Annotated in this window: 16 protein-coding genes; 9 read left to right on the forward strand and 7 right to left on the reverse strand. The window is 66.4% G+C overall.

Annotated features, from left to right (window positions below):
* Nucleotides 1-33 precede the first annotated feature (33 nt).
* Together ACFFWD_RS19590 and queF are read left to right on the forward strand one after the other, a co-directional pair.
* Complete coding sequence (locus tag ACFFWD_RS19590; RefSeq protein WP_376968120.1) at nucleotides 34-1,026, forward strand: Vgb family protein; 993 nt, start codon at nucleotides 34-36, stop codon at nucleotides 1,024-1,026.
* A gap of 63 nt (nucleotides 1,027-1,089) precedes the next feature.
* On the forward strand, nucleotides 1,090-1,551 hold the full coding sequence (gene queF / locus ACFFWD_RS19595) for a preQ(1) synthase (RefSeq protein WP_376968122.1): 462 nt from the start codon (nucleotides 1,090-1,092) through the stop codon (nucleotides 1,549-1,551).
* A gap of 18 nt (nucleotides 1,552-1,569) precedes the next feature.
* On the opposite strand, the gene ACFFWD_RS19600 is transcribed toward queF, so the two are convergent.
* Genes ACFFWD_RS19600 through ACFFWD_RS19615 form a run of 4 tightly spaced genes read right to left on the reverse strand, consistent with a single transcriptional unit; the run spans nucleotide 1,570 to nucleotide 4,900 of the window.
* Complete coding sequence (locus ACFFWD_RS19600) at nucleotides 1,570-2,760, reverse strand: MFS transporter (protein WP_376968169.1); 1,191 nt, start codon at nucleotides 2,758-2,760, stop codon at nucleotides 1,570-1,572.
* A gap of 34 nt (nucleotides 2,761-2,794) precedes the next feature.
* The gene (gene kdsA, locus ACFFWD_RS19605; protein WP_376968124.1) at nucleotides 2,795-3,637 is read right to left on the reverse strand and encodes a 3-deoxy-8-phosphooctulonate synthase; all 843 of its coding nucleotides are present in this window, start codon (nucleotides 3,635-3,637) and stop codon (nucleotides 2,795-2,797) included.
* A gap of 51 nt (nucleotides 3,638-3,688) precedes the next feature.
* Nucleotides 3,689-4,564 carry a VOC family protein gene (locus ACFFWD_RS19610; RefSeq protein WP_376968126.1) on the reverse strand — a complete coding sequence of 292 codons (876 nt, stop codon included), beginning with the start codon at nucleotides 4,562-4,564 and terminating at the stop codon, nucleotides 3,689-3,691.
* A 9-nt stretch (nucleotides 4,565-4,573) separates the two neighbouring features.
* Nucleotides 4,574-4,900, reverse strand: coding sequence for an NIPSNAP family protein (locus ACFFWD_RS19615; protein WP_376968128.1), 327 nt, complete (start codon nucleotides 4,898-4,900; stop codon nucleotides 4,574-4,576).
* A gap of 170 nt (nucleotides 4,901-5,070) precedes the next feature.
* Between ACFFWD_RS19615 and ACFFWD_RS19620 the strand changes: the two genes are divergently transcribed.
* The 3 genes from ACFFWD_RS19620 (at nucleotide 5,071) to ACFFWD_RS19630 (ending at nucleotide 7,895) form a co-directional block, all read left to right on the forward strand.
* Complete coding sequence (locus tag ACFFWD_RS19620) at nucleotides 5,071-5,745, forward strand: response regulator (protein WP_376968130.1); 675 nt, start codon at nucleotides 5,071-5,073, stop codon at nucleotides 5,743-5,745.
* Nucleotides 5,742-7,121, forward strand: a complete 1,380-nt coding sequence (locus ACFFWD_RS19625) for a sensor histidine kinase (RefSeq protein WP_376968132.1) — start codon at nucleotides 5,742-5,744, stop codon at nucleotides 7,119-7,121. The genes ACFFWD_RS19620 and ACFFWD_RS19625 overlap by 4 nt, the downstream gene beginning before the upstream one ends.
* 105 nt (nucleotides 7,122-7,226) lie before the next feature.
* Nucleotides 7,227-7,895: a class I SAM-dependent methyltransferase gene (locus ACFFWD_RS19630; RefSeq protein ID WP_376968134.1), complete on the forward strand. Its 669-nt coding sequence runs from the start codon at nucleotides 7,227-7,229 to the stop codon at nucleotides 7,893-7,895.
* On the opposite strand, the gene pyrG is transcribed toward ACFFWD_RS19630, so the two are convergent.
* On the reverse strand, nucleotides 7,862-9,493 hold the full coding sequence (gene pyrG, locus ACFFWD_RS19635; protein WP_376968136.1) for a CTP synthase: 1,632 nt from the start codon (nucleotides 9,491-9,493) through the stop codon (nucleotides 7,862-7,864). The two genes, ACFFWD_RS19630 and pyrG, sit on opposite strands and share 34 nt — an antisense overlap.
* Before the next feature lie 167 nt (nucleotides 9,494-9,660).
* Nucleotides 9,661-10,044, reverse strand: coding sequence for a preprotein translocase subunit SecG (secG, locus tag ACFFWD_RS19640; protein ID WP_376968138.1), 384 nt, complete (start codon nucleotides 10,042-10,044; stop codon nucleotides 9,661-9,663).
* Between the two features lie 215 nt (nucleotides 10,045-10,259).
* On the opposite strand from secG, the gene ACFFWD_RS19645 reads away from it, so the two are divergent.
* Nucleotides 10,260-10,826, forward strand: a complete 567-nt coding sequence (locus ACFFWD_RS19645; protein ID WP_376968140.1) for a helix-turn-helix domain-containing protein — start codon at nucleotides 10,260-10,262, stop codon at nucleotides 10,824-10,826.
* Nucleotides 10,827-10,828: 2 nt separating this feature from the next.
* Nucleotides 10,829-11,368: a GNAT family N-acetyltransferase gene (locus ACFFWD_RS19650; RefSeq protein ID WP_376968142.1), complete on the forward strand. Its 540-nt coding sequence runs from the start codon at nucleotides 10,829-10,831 to the stop codon at nucleotides 11,366-11,368.
* A gap of 330 nt (nucleotides 11,369-11,698) precedes the next feature.
* Here the strand turns inward: ACFFWD_RS19650 and tpiA are convergent, their stop codons facing one another.
* Nucleotides 11,699-12,451 (reverse strand): triose-phosphate isomerase, encoded by a 753-nt coding sequence (tpiA, locus tag ACFFWD_RS19655; protein WP_376968143.1) that lies wholly within the window; start codon nucleotides 12,449-12,451, stop codon nucleotides 11,699-11,701.
* Between the two features lie 252 nt (nucleotides 12,452-12,703).
* Between tpiA and ACFFWD_RS19660 the strand changes: the two genes are divergently transcribed.
* Both ACFFWD_RS19660 and trpD read left to right on the forward strand, forming a co-directional pair.
* Nucleotides 12,704-14,608 carry a peptidylprolyl isomerase gene (locus ACFFWD_RS19660; protein WP_376968144.1) on the forward strand — a complete coding sequence of 635 codons (1,905 nt, stop codon included), beginning with the start codon at nucleotides 12,704-12,706 and terminating at the stop codon, nucleotides 14,606-14,608.
* 70 nt (nucleotides 14,609-14,678) lie between these two features.
* Entirely contained in the window at nucleotides 14,679-15,692 is a 1,014-nt protein-coding gene (trpD, locus tag ACFFWD_RS19665) for an anthranilate phosphoribosyltransferase (RefSeq protein ID WP_376968145.1), read from the forward strand.
* Nucleotides 15,693-15,707: the final 15 nt, after the last annotated feature.

Here is a 15,707-nt window from a genome sequence, read left to right on the forward strand (position 1 = left end):
CAAACCAACGTCTCACCAGACCGAGGGAACGCAATGAATCGCCGCCAGTTTCTCACGTCGATTGCCGCCGGACTTGCCGCCGTGCCTGCCCTGTTGCGAGGCGCTGGCGCGCAGGAAGGGTCGTTCCGTGTCAGATATTTTCCGCTCGGCGCGGGTGTGGGCCCGCACGACGTCACGCCTGCCCCGGACGGCGGCGTGTGGTTCACCGGCCAACGCAACGGAACATTGGGGCGGCTCGATCCGCGCGATGGCACCTTCAAGCTGGTCAGCCTCGGCAAGGGCGCCGCCCCACATGGCGTCACGATCGGGCCCGACGGCGCGCCATGGGTGACCGAGGGCGGCCAGAACGCGATTGCGCGCGTCGACCCCGCCGATCACAAGGTGACGCTGTTCCCCCTGCCCGAGAAAGCCGCCTATGCCAATCTCAACACCGGCGTGTTCGACAAGCGCGGCGTCTACTGGTTCACCGGCCAGTCCGGCTTCTACGGCCGGCTCGATCCGAAATCCGGTGACATGAAGGTGTTCGAGGCGCCGCGCGGTGTCGGGCCCTACGGCATCACCGTGACCCCAAAGGGCGACATCTGGTACGCCTCGCTCGCCGGCAGCCACATCGCGCGGATTGACCTTGCGACCGGCAACGCCAGCCTGGTCCAGCCGCCGACGCCGAACCAGGGCGCGCGGCGGGTGTGGTCGGACTCCCAGGGGCGGATCTGGGTCAGCGAATGGAACAGCGGCAACGTGTCCGTGCACGATCCCGCCGACGGCTCCTGGAAGGCCTGGAAGCTGCCGGGCAAGAGCCCGCGCACCTACGCCGTCTATGTCGATGACAAGGACAAAGTCTGGCTCACCGATTTCTCGGCCAACGCGATCCTGCGCTTCGATCCCGTGAGCGCAACCTTCAACGCGTTTCCGAGCGACCGCGCCGGCGCCAATGTCCGGCAGCTCGATGGCCGGCCCGGCGAGGTCTGGGGCTGCGAGTCCGGCCAGGACCGCCTGGTCCTGATCCAGACCGCCGCGCCGGCGTAGCGAGAAAGCGCGCGGACGGTTGACGAACCGCCCCGCTTGCGTCCATTTCGGCCTCCCACAAGGATGAGGCCCATGGCGAAAAAGACCCTTCAGCTCGGCCGTACCGTCGCATGGCCGGACAGTCCGGACAAAGCGGTGCTCGACCGCGTCCCCAATCCGCAAGCCGGGACCGACTATCTGGTGCGCTTCGCCATTCCGGAATTCACCTCGGTCTGCCCGATCACGGGCCAGCCGGATTTCGCGCATCTCGTGATCGACTACGCGCCCGGCCGCTGGCTTCTCGAATCCAAATCGCTCAAGCTCTATGCCGCGAGCTTCCGCAATCACGGCGCCTTCCATGAGGACTGCACAGTCATGATCGGCCAGCGCATCGCGGCCGAGATCAAGCCGAAATGGCTGCGTATCGGCGGCTACTGGTACCCGCGCGGCGGCATCCCGATCGACGTGTTCTTCCAGACCGGCCGCCTGCCGAAGGGCCTCTGGGTGCCCGACCAGGGCGTCGCGCCCTATCGCGGGCGGGGCTAGCGAAGCGTCCTCAACCGCTCAAGCCTTCACATCCGGCCGGACCGCCGCGTCCGCCGGAACGCGCTGCTTCAGGAACCTCGCGCAGACAAAACCGAGCACGATGATGACAGCGGCCGCCGCGACCAGCGTCGGCGTCTTGCCGGCATGCTGGAGACCGAAGCCGTAGGCGATCGGGCCGACGGTCTGGCCCATGAAGAAGAAGAACGAGTGCAGCGACAGCGCGGTGGCGCGCGCGTCCACGGAGAGTTCGCTGGCAAACACCTGCAGGCAGCCGTGGATCATGTAGAAGCCCAAGCCCATCACCAGCAGGCTGAGCATCTGCGCCTTCCAGCCAAGGCCGAACGCGACCGCGCCGAGCTGCATGCCGACGAGGGTTGCGCCTGATATCATCATACCCCGGACGCCGAGCCACGGCAGCAGGCGCGATACCGTCAGCGTGTAGAGCAGGCCGCCGATCGCAAAGCCCGCGATCACGATGCCGGCGATCGAAAGCGAGGTTTCGCCGAGCTCGAACAGGAATGACGCAACGTACGGAAACAGCCCGAGCACGCAGCAGCCTTCGACGAAGACGGCCGAGTAGCAGATGCGCGCGTTCGGGTTGGTGAAGATGGTGCGATAGCCGTGCCGGAGCGTAGTGAGGCTTGCTCGCGGCGGACGCGACAGCGCGGCGCCGCGGAAGCCTGCCGCCACAGCAAGCGCGACGATGATCACGAGACCGCCGAGCACGGCGAGCACGCCGCGCCAGCCGAGCAAATCGCCGATCAGGCCGGAGGCGGTTGCGCCGAGCAGGTTCCCCGTCATCGATCCCGCCAACGTCCGTCCGATCGCCAGTTGCCGCTTGTCGGGGCCGACCAGATCGCTGGTCAGCGACAGCGCCACCGGAAACACGCCGCCCGAGCCGATGCCGGCGAGGATGCGCGCTGCGAACAGAATCGGGAACGAGGTCGAGAGCGCGCCAAGGATGTTGGCGAGGCCGAGCAGCGCAAGACAGATGGTCATCAGCCGTGCCTTGCCGAACAGGTCGGCCGCGGCGCCGATCGCTGGCTGGACGATGGCGAAGGTGAAGGCGAACACCGCGGCAAAGCTCGCGGCGGTGGCGATGCTGACGCCGAAATCCTCGGCGACATGCGGCAGCACCGGATCGAGCGCGCGCACCGACAGGCTCGCGGCGAACGTCGCCAGAGTGATGATATTGAGGACCGGCGGCATGCCGCTCGTTGCGGTCACGTCTTGGTCCGCGCCGTCAGGTCTTGGCGAGCGCGTCGAACGCCATCAGCCGCTTGACGAGGGCCTCGAAGTCGCGGAGCGGCACCATGTTGGGGCCGTCGGACGGCGCGTGATCCGGATCGGGATGGGTCTCGATGAAGACCCCGGCGACGCCGACCGCGACCGCGGCGCGCGCCAGCACGGAGACGAATTCGCGCTCGCCGCCGGATGAGGCGCCCTTCCCGCCCGGCTGCTGCACCGAATGGGTGGCGTCGAAGATCACAGGCGCGCCGGTGGTGCGCGCCAGGATCGGCAGTGCGCGCATGTCCGAGACCAGCGTGTTGTAGCCGAACGATGCGCCGCGCTCGGTGACCAGCACATTGGCGTTGTCAGCGCCGGTGATCTTGGCAACCACATTGGCCATGTCCCACGGCGCGAGGAACTGGCCCTTCTTGACGTTGACGACCTTGCCGGTCGCGGCCGCCGCGACCAGGAGATCGGTCTGCCGGCACAGGAAGGCCGGGATCTGCAGCACGTCGACCGCCTGCGCCACCTCGGCGCACTGGGCGGGCTCGTGCACGTCGGTGAGCACCGGGAGCCCAAGCGAGGAACGGATCTCGGCGAAGATCGGCAGCGCCTGCGCAAGGCCGATGCCGCGCGCGGCGGAACCGCTGGTGCGGTTGGCCTTGTCGAACGAGGTCTTGTAGACGAGCCCGATTTTGAGCCGCGCGGCGATCTCCTTCAGTGCGGACGCCACCTCGAGCGCATGTTCGCGGCTCTCGAGCTGGCACGGGCCGGCAATGATCGAGATCGGCAGATTGTTGCCGAATCTGACTGGTCCAGCCGCCACGATCGGCGCCGCAGGGATCTTCGCGTTCAAGGGGTCTTCCTTCTTGCTTCGCGCGGACCATGCCGGTCCGCGCCGCCAGGATCAACCCTGTTTGGCCGGCTCGAATATCAGGGTTGCGCCGTGGGCCGCGGGCGCCGGAATGACCGCCTTGCCGCCCTGATCCAGCGCCGGAATTCCGGCATTTCGCAACACAGACATCGTCTCCGCCATCTGCCGAACCGCAAGCCGGATTGCCGCAAGGCGTGCGCCGCGACCAAGCTTCGGCGGTTCGGCTCCGGTGCGGGCGCGATACGCATCGGGATGGATCACCTCGATCTCGCCGCGCGGTGTCACCGCCGTAAGCCCGTCCGGGCCGGACGCCACCTCGTCCTCGCCGGAAAAGGCCTGGATGAAGTGGGCTTGATCCTGCGGATTTGGCGAGACGATGACGACGCCGTTGACGCCAGTGACCCCGTTGCCATGCGCCTGGAATGCGGGGTTCCAGAAGTTCTGGGGATAGTGTTGCTGGCAGGTGAAGTAGCCATTGTCGGGCGCCGAGGCATCGGTTGCAAACGCCAGCGAAAACGCAACCTTGACCGCCGAGCCGTCGGGCCGCCTGGCCTCGCGCTCGAAGTCGAACACCTTGAAATCACCGATGCCGGCGCGGCGAAACGCGTCAGCGTCATTGGCTGCGCCCCGCCCCTCCAGCACCAGCATCGCAAGGCCCTCCTCGCGCGCGAGGAAATCGCGCGCGCACGCGCCGAACGAAAACTGGCCCGGCCGGTGCGGCTCGATCAATTGCGGTTCGGCGACATCGAGCAGTTCGATGAAGAACCCGGGCATCTGCACGATGCGGTTGTGCGTGCCCCAAGGATGCCGGTTATGGGCGCCGACCGTAAAGCCGGCGCGCCGATAGAATTCGCCCAGCGCGTCGACGTCGCGAGCCGTGTGTACAATGTGATCGAGGCCGCGCGGCATCAGTGGCACCTACTTGACCGACGAGAACGATGTCGGCACCAGCAGCTGGTTGACGATATTGCCGACGATCTGGCCGTCCTCCTCGGTCTTGGCACGAGCGGCGATCCACTCCGGATCGGTCTGGAATGCGGTCCATTTCTTCTCCCGCTCGGCAAGCGATTCCCAGGCGAGCAGATAGGTCAATTCCTGGTTGGATTCGCCGACCAACGTCGTGAAGAAACCGGCCTGCCGGATGCCGTGCTTCTCCCAGAGCTTCAGCGTGATGGTCTCGAAACGCTTGAGCAGCGCCGGCAGCCGGCCCGGCAGGCAGCGATAGACGCGGGTCTCGTAGATCATTGGCGGTCCTCCCTGAACATTGCGCGGGCGGTTATAGCGACCGTGTCGGACACTGTCTTGGGGGGCGACAACATGGCACCCCTGCTCGCGCTTGCCCGGGCACTATTTCCCGCAATGCTGCCGCAATGTTACAGGCCCTAGTCTGGCCGCTCAGGACTGGGTTTGGTGATATGCGTATTTTGCTGGTTGAGGACGAGGCGGAAATGGCTGCAGCGCTTGCGGCGGCGCTGAAGGGCTACGACATGATCGTGGACCATGTGCCGACGCTCGCCGAGGCCGAGGAGGCGATTTCCTCTGACGTGCACGGCGCGGTGCTGCTCGACCGTCAGCTCCCCGACGGCGACGGGCTGTCGCTGATCCCGAAACTGCGCGCCCGCGCCGAAGGCGTCCCGATCATCGTACTGACGGCGCGCGGCGACCTCGCCGACCGCATCACCGGCCTCGACAGCGGCGCCGACGACTATCTGGCAAAGCCCTTCGCGGTCGAGGAATTGCTGGCGCGGTTGCGCGCGGTGCTGCGCCGGCCCGCCGGCCTGCAACTCGACATCATCAAGGCCGGGCGCGTTGCCTTCGATTGCAGCCATCGCGAGGCGAGCATCGACGGCCAGCCGTTCGACCTGCCGCGTCGCGAGCTCCTGGTGCTGGAAGCCCTGGTGCGGCGCCTCGGCCGCACCGTGCTGCGCTCGGCGCTGGAAGAGGCCGTCTACAGTTTCGACGACGCGGTGCAGTCGAACGCGCTCGATACGCACGTCTCGCGGCTTCGGCGAAAGCTCAGCGAGGCCAACGCCGGCGTCGAGATCCACAGCATCCGCGGCGTCGGCTATCTGCTGAAGCAGGTCCAATGAGCGCGCCTGCCGAACCGTACTCGCTGCGGTCGCGGCTGAGCTGGCGGCTGATCTCGCTGCAGGCCGTGCTGCTGTCGACGCTGGTGCTGCTCGTCATCGGCACGCTGTGGGGCTCGGGGCTCCTGCTGGTCGACCGCGACGAGGATCGCGTGATCGACGTCGTGCAATGGGCTGTCGCGCGCGACGCGCAGGGCGAATTGATCCTGCGCCCGACCGAAGACCTGACCAGGCTTCGCGCCGAGGTCCCCGATCTCTGGTTCATCGTGCGGGATCGCCAGGGACATACGCTGTCGGAAGGCAATGTGCCGGCCGAGTTCGCGCGCATCGGCGGGGCGCTCGACCATATCAGCCAGGCACGGCTCGGCTGGCAGCTGCTTGAGGACGATCCGCGCAAGCCCGCGGCGCGGCTCAAGCGCGTCAACACCGATGCCGGCAACGTGCAGATTCTCACCGCCACGCAGGGCAAGATGACCGGCAGCAAGGCCGCGTTCGGCACGGCGCTGGCGTTCATCGGCATCGTCCTTCCCGGCCTCGTGGTGATGGCGATCGCGACCGCGATCGCGACGCCGATGGTGGTCAGGCGCGCCTTCGCCGGCCTCGACACCACCGCGGACGAGGCGCGCCGGATCGATTTCCGCGAGCGCGGCAGCCGGCTGTCGGCGGACCGCCTCCCGCTCGAGGTGGTGCCGCTGGTGACCGCCGTCAACGACGCCTTGAAGCGGCTGGACGACGGCTATTCGCGCCACCAGCGCTTCGTTGCCGACGCCGCGCACGAACTGCGCACGCCGATCGCGATCCTCAACACGCGGCTGGAGTCGCTGCCCGACGCACCGGAAAAGACCCGCCTGCTCGAAGATGTCGCGCGGCTTGCGACGCTCGCCGAGCAATTGCTCGACATCCAGCGCTTCGACCAGTCGCGTAATCCGCTGCTGCGCGTCGATCTCGTCGCGCTCGCACAAGGCGTCGCGGCGGACCTCGCGCCGCTGGCGATCGCGGCCGGCTACGAACTGTCGCTCGATTCCGCGACCGGGCCGATCGAGGTGCTCGGCGACCGCGCGGCGCTGGAGCGCGCGCTGACCAATTTGGTGCAAAACGCGATCCAGCACGGCGGCCGGCGCGGCACCATCACCATCCATGTCGGCCGGGCCTCGACCATCGAAGTCACCGATGAGGGCGACGGCATTCCGCCCGACCAGCGCACGCTGATCTTCGATCCGTTCTATCGGCTGGCGCCGCTCGACCGCGGCGCCGGGCTAGGGCTCAACATGGTGCGCGAGATCGCGCGGCTGCACGGCGGCCACGTGTCGGCGCTCGACGGACCGCGCGGCGGCGCACGCTTTCGGCTGACACTGCCCCCTGCTCCGCTCGCCGAGTGACGGCATTCGCGATCACGCAATGCTGTCGCAATGCAGCCCCTGCAAGAAGCAATCAAGCCTCGCAATTCGAGTCGGGGCATGACGAAATTCTTGCCGGGAATGCCAATGTCACACGACTTCCTCTCCTTCTTCATGGCCTGGATGGCCGCACCTGGTCGCGTCGGGGCGATCGCGCCGTCGGGCGCAGCGCTCGCCGAATTAATCACCAGGGAAATCACTGACCAGACCGGACCGGTGCTCGAGCTCGGCCCGGGAACCGGAGCCTTCACCTACCAACTCCTGAAGCGCGGCGTGCGCCCGCAGGACCTCACGCTGGTGGAGTACGGCTCCGACTTCATGAAGATGCTGCAGGTCCGCTTTCCGGGCGCCCGCGTGCTGTGGATGGATGCGTCGCGGCTCGCATCGGAGCGGCTGTTCGAGGGCGCGCCGGTCGGCGCCGTCGTCAGCGGATTGCCGCTGCTCAACATGTCGCCGCGCAAGGTGATCTCGATCGTCGGCGGCGCGTTCAGCTACATCCGTCCGGGCGGAGCGTTCTACCAATTCACCTACGGGATGCGCTGCCCGATCCCGCGGCCGATCCTCGACCGGCTCGGCCTGCGCGCCACGCTGATCGATCGCGCCATGCTCAACGTGCCGCCGGCCGCGGTCTATCGGCTGACGCGCCGCCCGCAACACAAGCTGCTGGCGCGCGACGCCGCGCCGGCGATCACTCCGGGGATTTCACGCGATGACGGCGAACGTCAGACCAGCCGCGACTGCACCACCGCGGCCTGAATGAAGGACGCAAACAGCGGATGCGGCTCAAAGGGTCGCGACTTCAGCTCGGGATGGAACTGGACGCCGATGAACCAGGGATGGTCCTCGTACTCGACGATCTCGGGCAACACGCCATCCGGCGAGAGCCCCGAGAAACGCAGGCCGTGCTGCTCGAGCCGGTCCTTGTAGGCGGTGTTGACCTCGTAGCGATGGCGGTGGCGCTCGGAGATTTCGGTCGCGCCGCCATAGACCTGCGAGACGCGGCTGCCGCGCTTCAATGCTGCAGGGTACGCGCCGAGCCGCATCGTGCCGCCGAGATCGCCGCTCTGCGTCCGTCGCTCGAGCTCGTTGCCGCGCAGCCATTCGGTCATCAATCCGACGAGCGGCTCCTTGGTCGGGCCGAACTCGGTGGAATTGGCGTCCTCGATGCCGACGAGATTGCGCGCGGCCTCGATGACCGCCATCTGCATGCCGAAGCAGATGCCGAAATACGGCACGTCGCGCTCGCGCGCGAACTGCGCCGCGCGGATCTTGCCTTCGGCGCCGCGCTGGCCGAAACCGCCGGGCACCAGGATGCCGTTGACGTGCTCGAGGAACGGCGCCGGGTCCTCGTTCTCGAACACCTCGCTCTCGATCCAGTCGAGATTGACCTTCACCTTGTTGGCGATGCCGCCATGCGACAGCGCCTCGATCAGGGATTTGTAGGCGTCCTTCATGCCGGTGTACTTGCCGACGATGGCAATTGTCACCGCGCCTTCCGGGTTGCGGACCCGCTCGTTGATGACGTTCCAGCTCTGCAGCGCCGGCGGGATCTTCGGCTGGATGCCGAACGCGGCCAGCACCTCGTCGTCGAGGCCGGCGGCATGATAGGCCTCCGGCACTGCATAGATGTTGTCGACGTCGCGCGCCTCGATCACGGCGCTTTCGCGCACGTTGCAGAACAGGCCGAGCTTGCGCCGCTCCTCCTTCGGGATCTCGCGGTCGGTGCGGCAGAGCAGGATGTCCGGCTGGATGCCGATCGAGCGCAGCTCCTTCACCGAGTGCTGGGTCGGCTTCGTCTTGAGCTCGCCGGCGCTTGGAATGTAGGGCAGCAGCGTCAGGTGAATGTAGACGGCGTGATCGCGCGGCAGCTCGTTCTTGAGCTGGCGAATCGCCTCGAAGAACGGCAGGCCCTCGATGTCGCCCACCGTGCCGCCGATCTCGACGAGGACAAAGTCGTACTCGTCATTGCCGTCGAGCACGAATTCCTTGATCGCGTTGGTGACGTGCGGGACCACCTGGATGGTGGCGCCGAGATAATCGCCGCGGCGCTCCTTGGTGATGATGTCCTGGTAGATGCGCCCGGTCGTGATGTTGTCGGCCTTGGTGGCCGGACGCCCGGTGAAGCGTTCATAGTGGCCGAGATCGAGATCGGTCTCGGCGCCGTCGTCGGTCACGAACACTTCGCCGTGCTGATATGGCGACATCGTTCCGGGATCGAGGTTGAGATAGGGATCGAGCTTGCGGAGGCGGACCTTGTACCCGCGAGCCTGCAGCAGCGCGCCGAGCGCCGCTGAAGCCAGACCCTTTCCGAGCGAAGAAACCACGCCGCCGGTGATGAATATGTACCGCGCCATGGGACTTAACCTTTAATCCGACTTCTGCGATTCGCAAAACGAATCGCCTGGTCCCGACAAACAATCTGCCGGGCTGTGGGTGGCGTTAAACTGAGAGCGATTTCAGAGCATTGATGGGGGTTTCTGATGCAGGATGCCAGAGCCTCACCCTGCATGGCCACCCTGCTTTATTGCGACCGCGGCGCCTGCGGGCCGCTTGGAGCTTGCTGGCCCTGCTGTTCGTCGATCTTTTTCAGCGAATCGAGCACGCCGCCCGAGGTCGGCGGCGCGATCGGGGCCGGTCCGCCCGACTGCGCCGGTGCGCCGGTGCCGATGATCGAGCTCGGCTTGCGGTCGTAGCCGGCGTACCAGGACAGGAACAGGCTGGTGATGAAGAAGCCGACTGCCAGGACCGCGGTGGTCCGCGTCAGCAGGTTCGCGGTGCCGCGGCTCGACATGAAGCCGGCGCCGCCCCCCATGCCAAGGCCGCCGCCTTCGGACTTCTGCAGCAGCACGGCGCCGATCAGAACGGCGACGATCATGAGGTGAATGACGATGACGACAGTCTGCATCTCGAACCTTCCGTCACAAGCCAACGGCGCCGGTTCCGGCAGCGCATCGAACTTGCGGGTTTTCCTGAAGTTGCGCGGTGTTACACGATCAGGCGGGGCATTGTCACCCCCAACCCGTGCGGCGGAGATAATTGCCACAGGTGCAATCGCAACCGCCTCTGCATCATCACCTCGTTGGGGCTTGAGGCGCCCGCGATTTCTCATATAATAGACGAATGGATACTATTGTAGACGATGCCACCGGCCGGCTGGCGCAGCGCCTCCGCCTCGAGCGCGACAGCCGGGGCTGGTCGCTGGCCGACCTCGCCGAACGTTCGGGGGTGTCCAAGGCCACGATCAGCAAGATCGAGCGCGCCGAGGTGAGCCCGACCGCTGTCGTGCTGGTACGGCTCGCGGCGGCGTTCGACCTGACCCTGGCCGGGCTGATGCTGCGCGCTGAGGGCCAGGGCGCGCGGATATCGCGCGCGATCGACCAGCCGGTCTGGCGCGATCCGGAAACCGGCTATCTGCGGCGCCAGGTCTTCAGCCGGCCCGATCATCCCGTCGAGATCGTCAAGGTCGAAATGCCGGCGAAACAGCGCGTCACGCTGCCGGCCTCGTCCTACGCGCTCATTCGGCAAACCCTGTGGGTGCTGTCCGGTGCGCTCGTCATCATCGAGGCCGGCGAACGCCACGAACTCGGCGCCGGCGACTGCCTCGGGTTCGGTCCGCCGGCCGAGGTGACCTTCGCCAACGAAGCGACAGTCCCTTGCGTCTACGTCGTTGCACTTGCCCGGAGTTAAGAATGCCGCCGATCCGAATCGAAACGCTGACCTTCTCACCGGCGATCTGCACGGCGCTGAGCGAGATTCTGGTGGAAACGGTCGCGCATGGCGGATCGGTCAGCTTCATGCATCCGCTATCGTTGGCGGTGGCCGACGCGTTCTGGCGCGACTCGCTCGCCTCAGCCGCGCGCAACGAACGGATCGTGCTCGGCGCCTTCGACGGCGACACGCTGATCGGCACCGTCACGCTGCTGCTCAATCTCCCGCCGAACCAGCCGCACCGCGCAGAGATCGCGAAGATGATGACACGTGTCAGTCATCGTCACCGCGGCGTCGCCACCGTACTGCTGCGCGCGGCCGAGCGCATGGCGATCGCGCGCGGACGCAGCCTGTTGGTGCTCGATACCGCCGAGGACGAGGGCGCTGGCGGACTCTACGAAAGACTGGGCTTCAACCTCACCGGCGTGATACCGGACTATGCGCTGAAACCGGATGGCGGGTTCACCGGCACGCTGATCTATTGGAAGCGATTGTCAGATACCCCGCCTTCCCCGATCTAAATTAGCGGTAGTGTCTCAGTTTGAATTCTGACGACCGTTGTGGCGCTGATCGAGGCGCGGGAGCCGCGAGCAAGTCTAGAGCAGTGAGGAGATCGCCCGATGAGTCCTAAGGAAGCAGCAACTATGTGTCTGCGGGGAACTGTTGGGGGGCTGGTCTGCGGTTGGGCCGCGGGAAGACCCGAATGGATGTACAGCTTCGCGAATCCGAGCCTCTTTGGGATCGCAGAATTGGCTATGCTTTTGGTCAGCAGCTTGTTGCTGATCCGCATATCTCTGTGGCTGATTAAAAATATGGACGTCGCTTAATATTCAAACTGAGACGCTACCAAATTAGCACCCGGCCGCAATCGCCAGGAAATCGGCCGCCTTCAGGCTGGCCCCGCCGACCAGTGCGCCGTTGACGTTGGCGACCGCCATCAGCTCCGCGGCGTTCGACGGCTTGACCGAGCCGCCATAGAGGATGCGGATCTTCGCCCCCTCCCCGTTGAAGCGATCGGTGAGAACACGGCGGATAAACCTGTGGACGTCCTCGACATCCTTCGCCGTCGGGGTGAGGCCGGTGCCGATCGCCCAGACCGGCTCATAGGCCACCACCAGGTTGGCTGAGGTCGAACCATCCGGCAGCGAGCCCTTGAGCTGGGTTCCGCAGATATCGAGGGTCTTGCCGGCGTCGCGCTGCTCGCGGGTCTCGCCGATGCAGACGATCGCGGTCAGGCCCGCGCGCCAGACGGCTTCGGCCTTCTGCCGGACCAGCGCGTCGCTCTCGCCATGGTCCGCGCGGCGCTCGGAATGGCCGACGATGATCGCCGTCGCCCCCAAATCGGCAAACATTTCCGCGGAGAGATCGCCGGTATGGGCGCCCGACGGCTTGGGATGGCAATCCTGGGCACCGACCGCGACCTTGCCGCCCCTCGCCTTGTCGGCAAAGGCCGCGACCAGCGTCGCCGGTGGACATACCAGGAGGTCGGCCTTGGCGGCCAGCGCGCCGGCGCCGGCCAGCATCGCCTCGAACTCGGCCATCGCGGATTTCAGGCCGTTCATTTTCCAGTTGCCGGCAATCAGGGGCCGAATGGCGTCGCTCATGTCAAAATTCCCATCGATCTCACGTACCCATGCGCTAGCAGAGGCAAGGCGCGACTTCCAGAGAGCGGCTTCGCCTATCCCGCGTCGCCGATACCGCCTTCAATCCGCCCGCGCGGCTAAGGTTGCGGGGGGACGGCGGCCACTTTATGATGGCTTTTCAATTCGGTGACGCCCTGTCGCGGGACTTGAGCTTGGCCTCGAGCTCCCACTTGGGTACGACCCGGTTCCCCACCTGCAAAACAAGTTGGACCCATGCTTCGAGGAATGCGGAAAGCCTCATCAAACTGGCTCGGCAAGACGATTATGGCCGTGGTGATGGGCGTTTTGATCGTCAGTTTCGGAATTTGGGGCATTGCCGACATCTTCAGGGGCTTCGGACAGTCGACGCTGGCCAAGATCGGCCGCACCGAGATTTCGGCCGAGCAGTTCCGCCAGATCTATACCGACCGCCTGCAGCAGCTTGGCCGCCAGTTCGGCCGTCCTTTGAGCTCGGAGCAGGCACGCGCCTTCGGGCTTGACCGGCAGGTGCTGCAGCAGACCCTCGCGGAAGCGGCGCTCGATGAGGAAGCCCGCCGCATGGGCCTCGGCACGTCAGACGCCGAGGTGCTGCGCGCGATCTACAACGATCCGAACTTCAAGGGCCTCAACGGCCAGTTCGACCAGCAGCGCTTCCTGTCGATGATCCGCAACTTTGGCTACAGCGAAGCGCGCTATATCGCCGAGCAGCGCCGCGTCGGCCTCCGGCGGCAGATCGCGGGCACGATCTCGGCCGGCCTCGAGCCGCCGAAGTCGATGGTCGACGCGCTGACGCGTTTCCAGAACGAGCAGCGCGCGATGGAGTACGTCAAGCTCGACGCGGCGCAGGCCGGCACCATCGATCCGCCCTCGCCCGAGGCGCTGGCCGCCTATTTCGAGGACCACAAGGTCCAGTTCCGCGCGCCTGAATTCCGCAAGATCTCGTTCGTCGCGATCACGCCGGATGAGATCGGCAAGTGGGACACCGTCTCCGACGAGGACGCAAAGAAGCTGTATGACCAGCGCCGCGGCCAGCTCGGGACGCCGGAAAAGCGCGAGGTCTCGCAGATCGTGTTTCCGAACGCCGACGAAGCCCAGGCCGCGCGCAGCCGCATCACCTCGGGCACCTCGTTCGACGACGTCGCCAAGGAGCGCAACCTCAACCTCGCCGACGTCGATCTTGGCCTGATCACCAAGTCGGCGATCCTCGATCCGGCGATCGCCGATGCGGCGTTCTCGCTTCCGTCCGGTGAGGTCAGCCAGCCGGTGCAGGGCCGCTTTGGCGTGGCGCTGGTCAAGGTCGGCAAGATCGAGGCCGGCAGCATGCCGACCTATGAGAGCCTCGCCCCGGAGATCAAGAAGCAGATCGCCACCGAACGCGCCCGCGCCAAGGTCGCCGAACTGCGCGACAAGATGGAAGACGAGCGCGGCGGCGGCGCCAGCGTGATCGAGGCCGCACAGAAGCTTGGGCTCACCCCGGTCACGATCGACGCGCTCGATCGCTCCGGGCGCCTGCAGAGCGGCCAGCCTGCGCCCAACATCCCGCGCGGGCTCGATGTGGTGTCGCAGGCCTTCACCAGCGATGTCGGCGTCGACAACGAGCCGATCCAGTTCAACGGCGGCTATGTCTGGTACGACGTGCTGGGCATCACGCCCTCGCGCGAGCGCAACCTCGACGAGGTCCGCGACCAGGTCGAGGCGAAATGGCGCGAAGACCAGATCTCGACCAAGCTGCGCGCCAAGGCGACCGACATGGTCAAGAAGCTCGAGAGCGGCGCCAAGCTCGCCGAGGAGGCCACTTCCGTCGGCGCGAAGGTCGAAACCGCCGCGAACTTCCGCCGCGACGCGTCGCTGGCCGGGGTGCCGGCCGCCGCCGTCACCGCAGCTTTCCGGACGCCCAAGGACGGCGTCGGACAGACGCCTGCGGCAGGGGGCAGCGAGTGGGTCGTATTCCGCGTGACCGATGTGACGGTGCCGCCGGGTGACCCGGCCTCCAACGAGATGAAGCAGCTCAAGGAGACGGTGCAACGCGCGCTCAGCGACGAGCAGGTCGCGCAGTACGTCACCAAGATCGAGTCCGACATCGGAGTGACCGTCAACCAGGCCGCCTTCGCACAGGTGACAGGCGCGAATAGTAATTGAGCATGATCGGGGAAAGTGGATACCGGCCCTCCGGTAAGATCATGCCCCAGCAACAGACCTGAGCCAGCGAATGGACGACCTGAAATCGATCATTGGAAAAGTCGCCACCGGCGCCACGCTGACGCGCGACGAGGCGGCCTCCGCCTTCAACAGCATGATGTCCGGCGAGGCCACCCCCTCGCAGATGGGCGGCCTGTTGATGGCGCTGAGGGTGCGCGGCGAGACCGTCGACGAGATCACCGGCGCGGTGTCGGCGATGCGCGGCAAGATGCTACGGGTGAAGGCGCCGCCCGAGGCCGTCGATATCGTCGGCACCGGCGGCGACGGCTCCGGCTCGGTCAACGTCTCGACCTGCGCCGCCTTCATCGTGGCAGGCACCGGTCTGCCGGTCGCCAAGCACGGCAACCGCGCGCTGTCTTCGCGCTCGGGCGCCGCCGACGTGCTGGCCTCGCTCGGCGTCAAGATCGACCTGACGCCCGATCAGGTCGGACGCTGCGTCAAGGAAGCCGGCATCGGCTTCATGTTCGCGCCGGCCCATCATCCGGCGATGAAGAACGTCAACCCGACCCGCGTCGAGCTCGCCACCCGTACCATCTTCAACCTGCTCGGGCCCCTGTCCAATCCGGCCGGCGTCAAGCGGCAGATGGTCGGGGTGTTTTCGCGGCATTGGGTGCAGCCGCTCGCGCAAGTGCTGCAGAATCTGGGCGCGGAATCGGTCTGGGTGGTGCATGGTTCTGATGGCCTCGATGAGATCACGCTGACCGGCCCGAGCTTCGCGGCAGCGCTGGAGAACGGCGAGATCAGGACATTCGAGGTGACGCCCGAAGACGCCGGTCTCGGCCGGGTCGACGGCGCGGCGCTGAAAGGCGGCGACGCCGACGCCAATGCGGTGGCGCTGCAAGGCGTGCTCGATGGCAAGCCTGGCGCCTATCGCGACGTCGCGCTGCTCAATGCCGCCGCGGCGCTGATCGTGGCCGGTCGCGCCAAGGACCTGAAGGAAGGCGTCGCGATCGGCGCGAAGTCGCTCGACAGCGGTGCGGCGGCCGCGCGGCTCGATCATCTGGTCGCGGTTTCCAACAGTTGAGGCATGATCCGAAAA

Origin of the sequence: Bradyrhizobium erythrophlei, assembly GCF_042430365.1 — a bacterium.
Taxonomy (GTDB): domain Bacteria; phylum Pseudomonadota; class Alphaproteobacteria; order Rhizobiales; family Xanthobacteraceae; genus Bradyrhizobium; species Bradyrhizobium erythrophlei.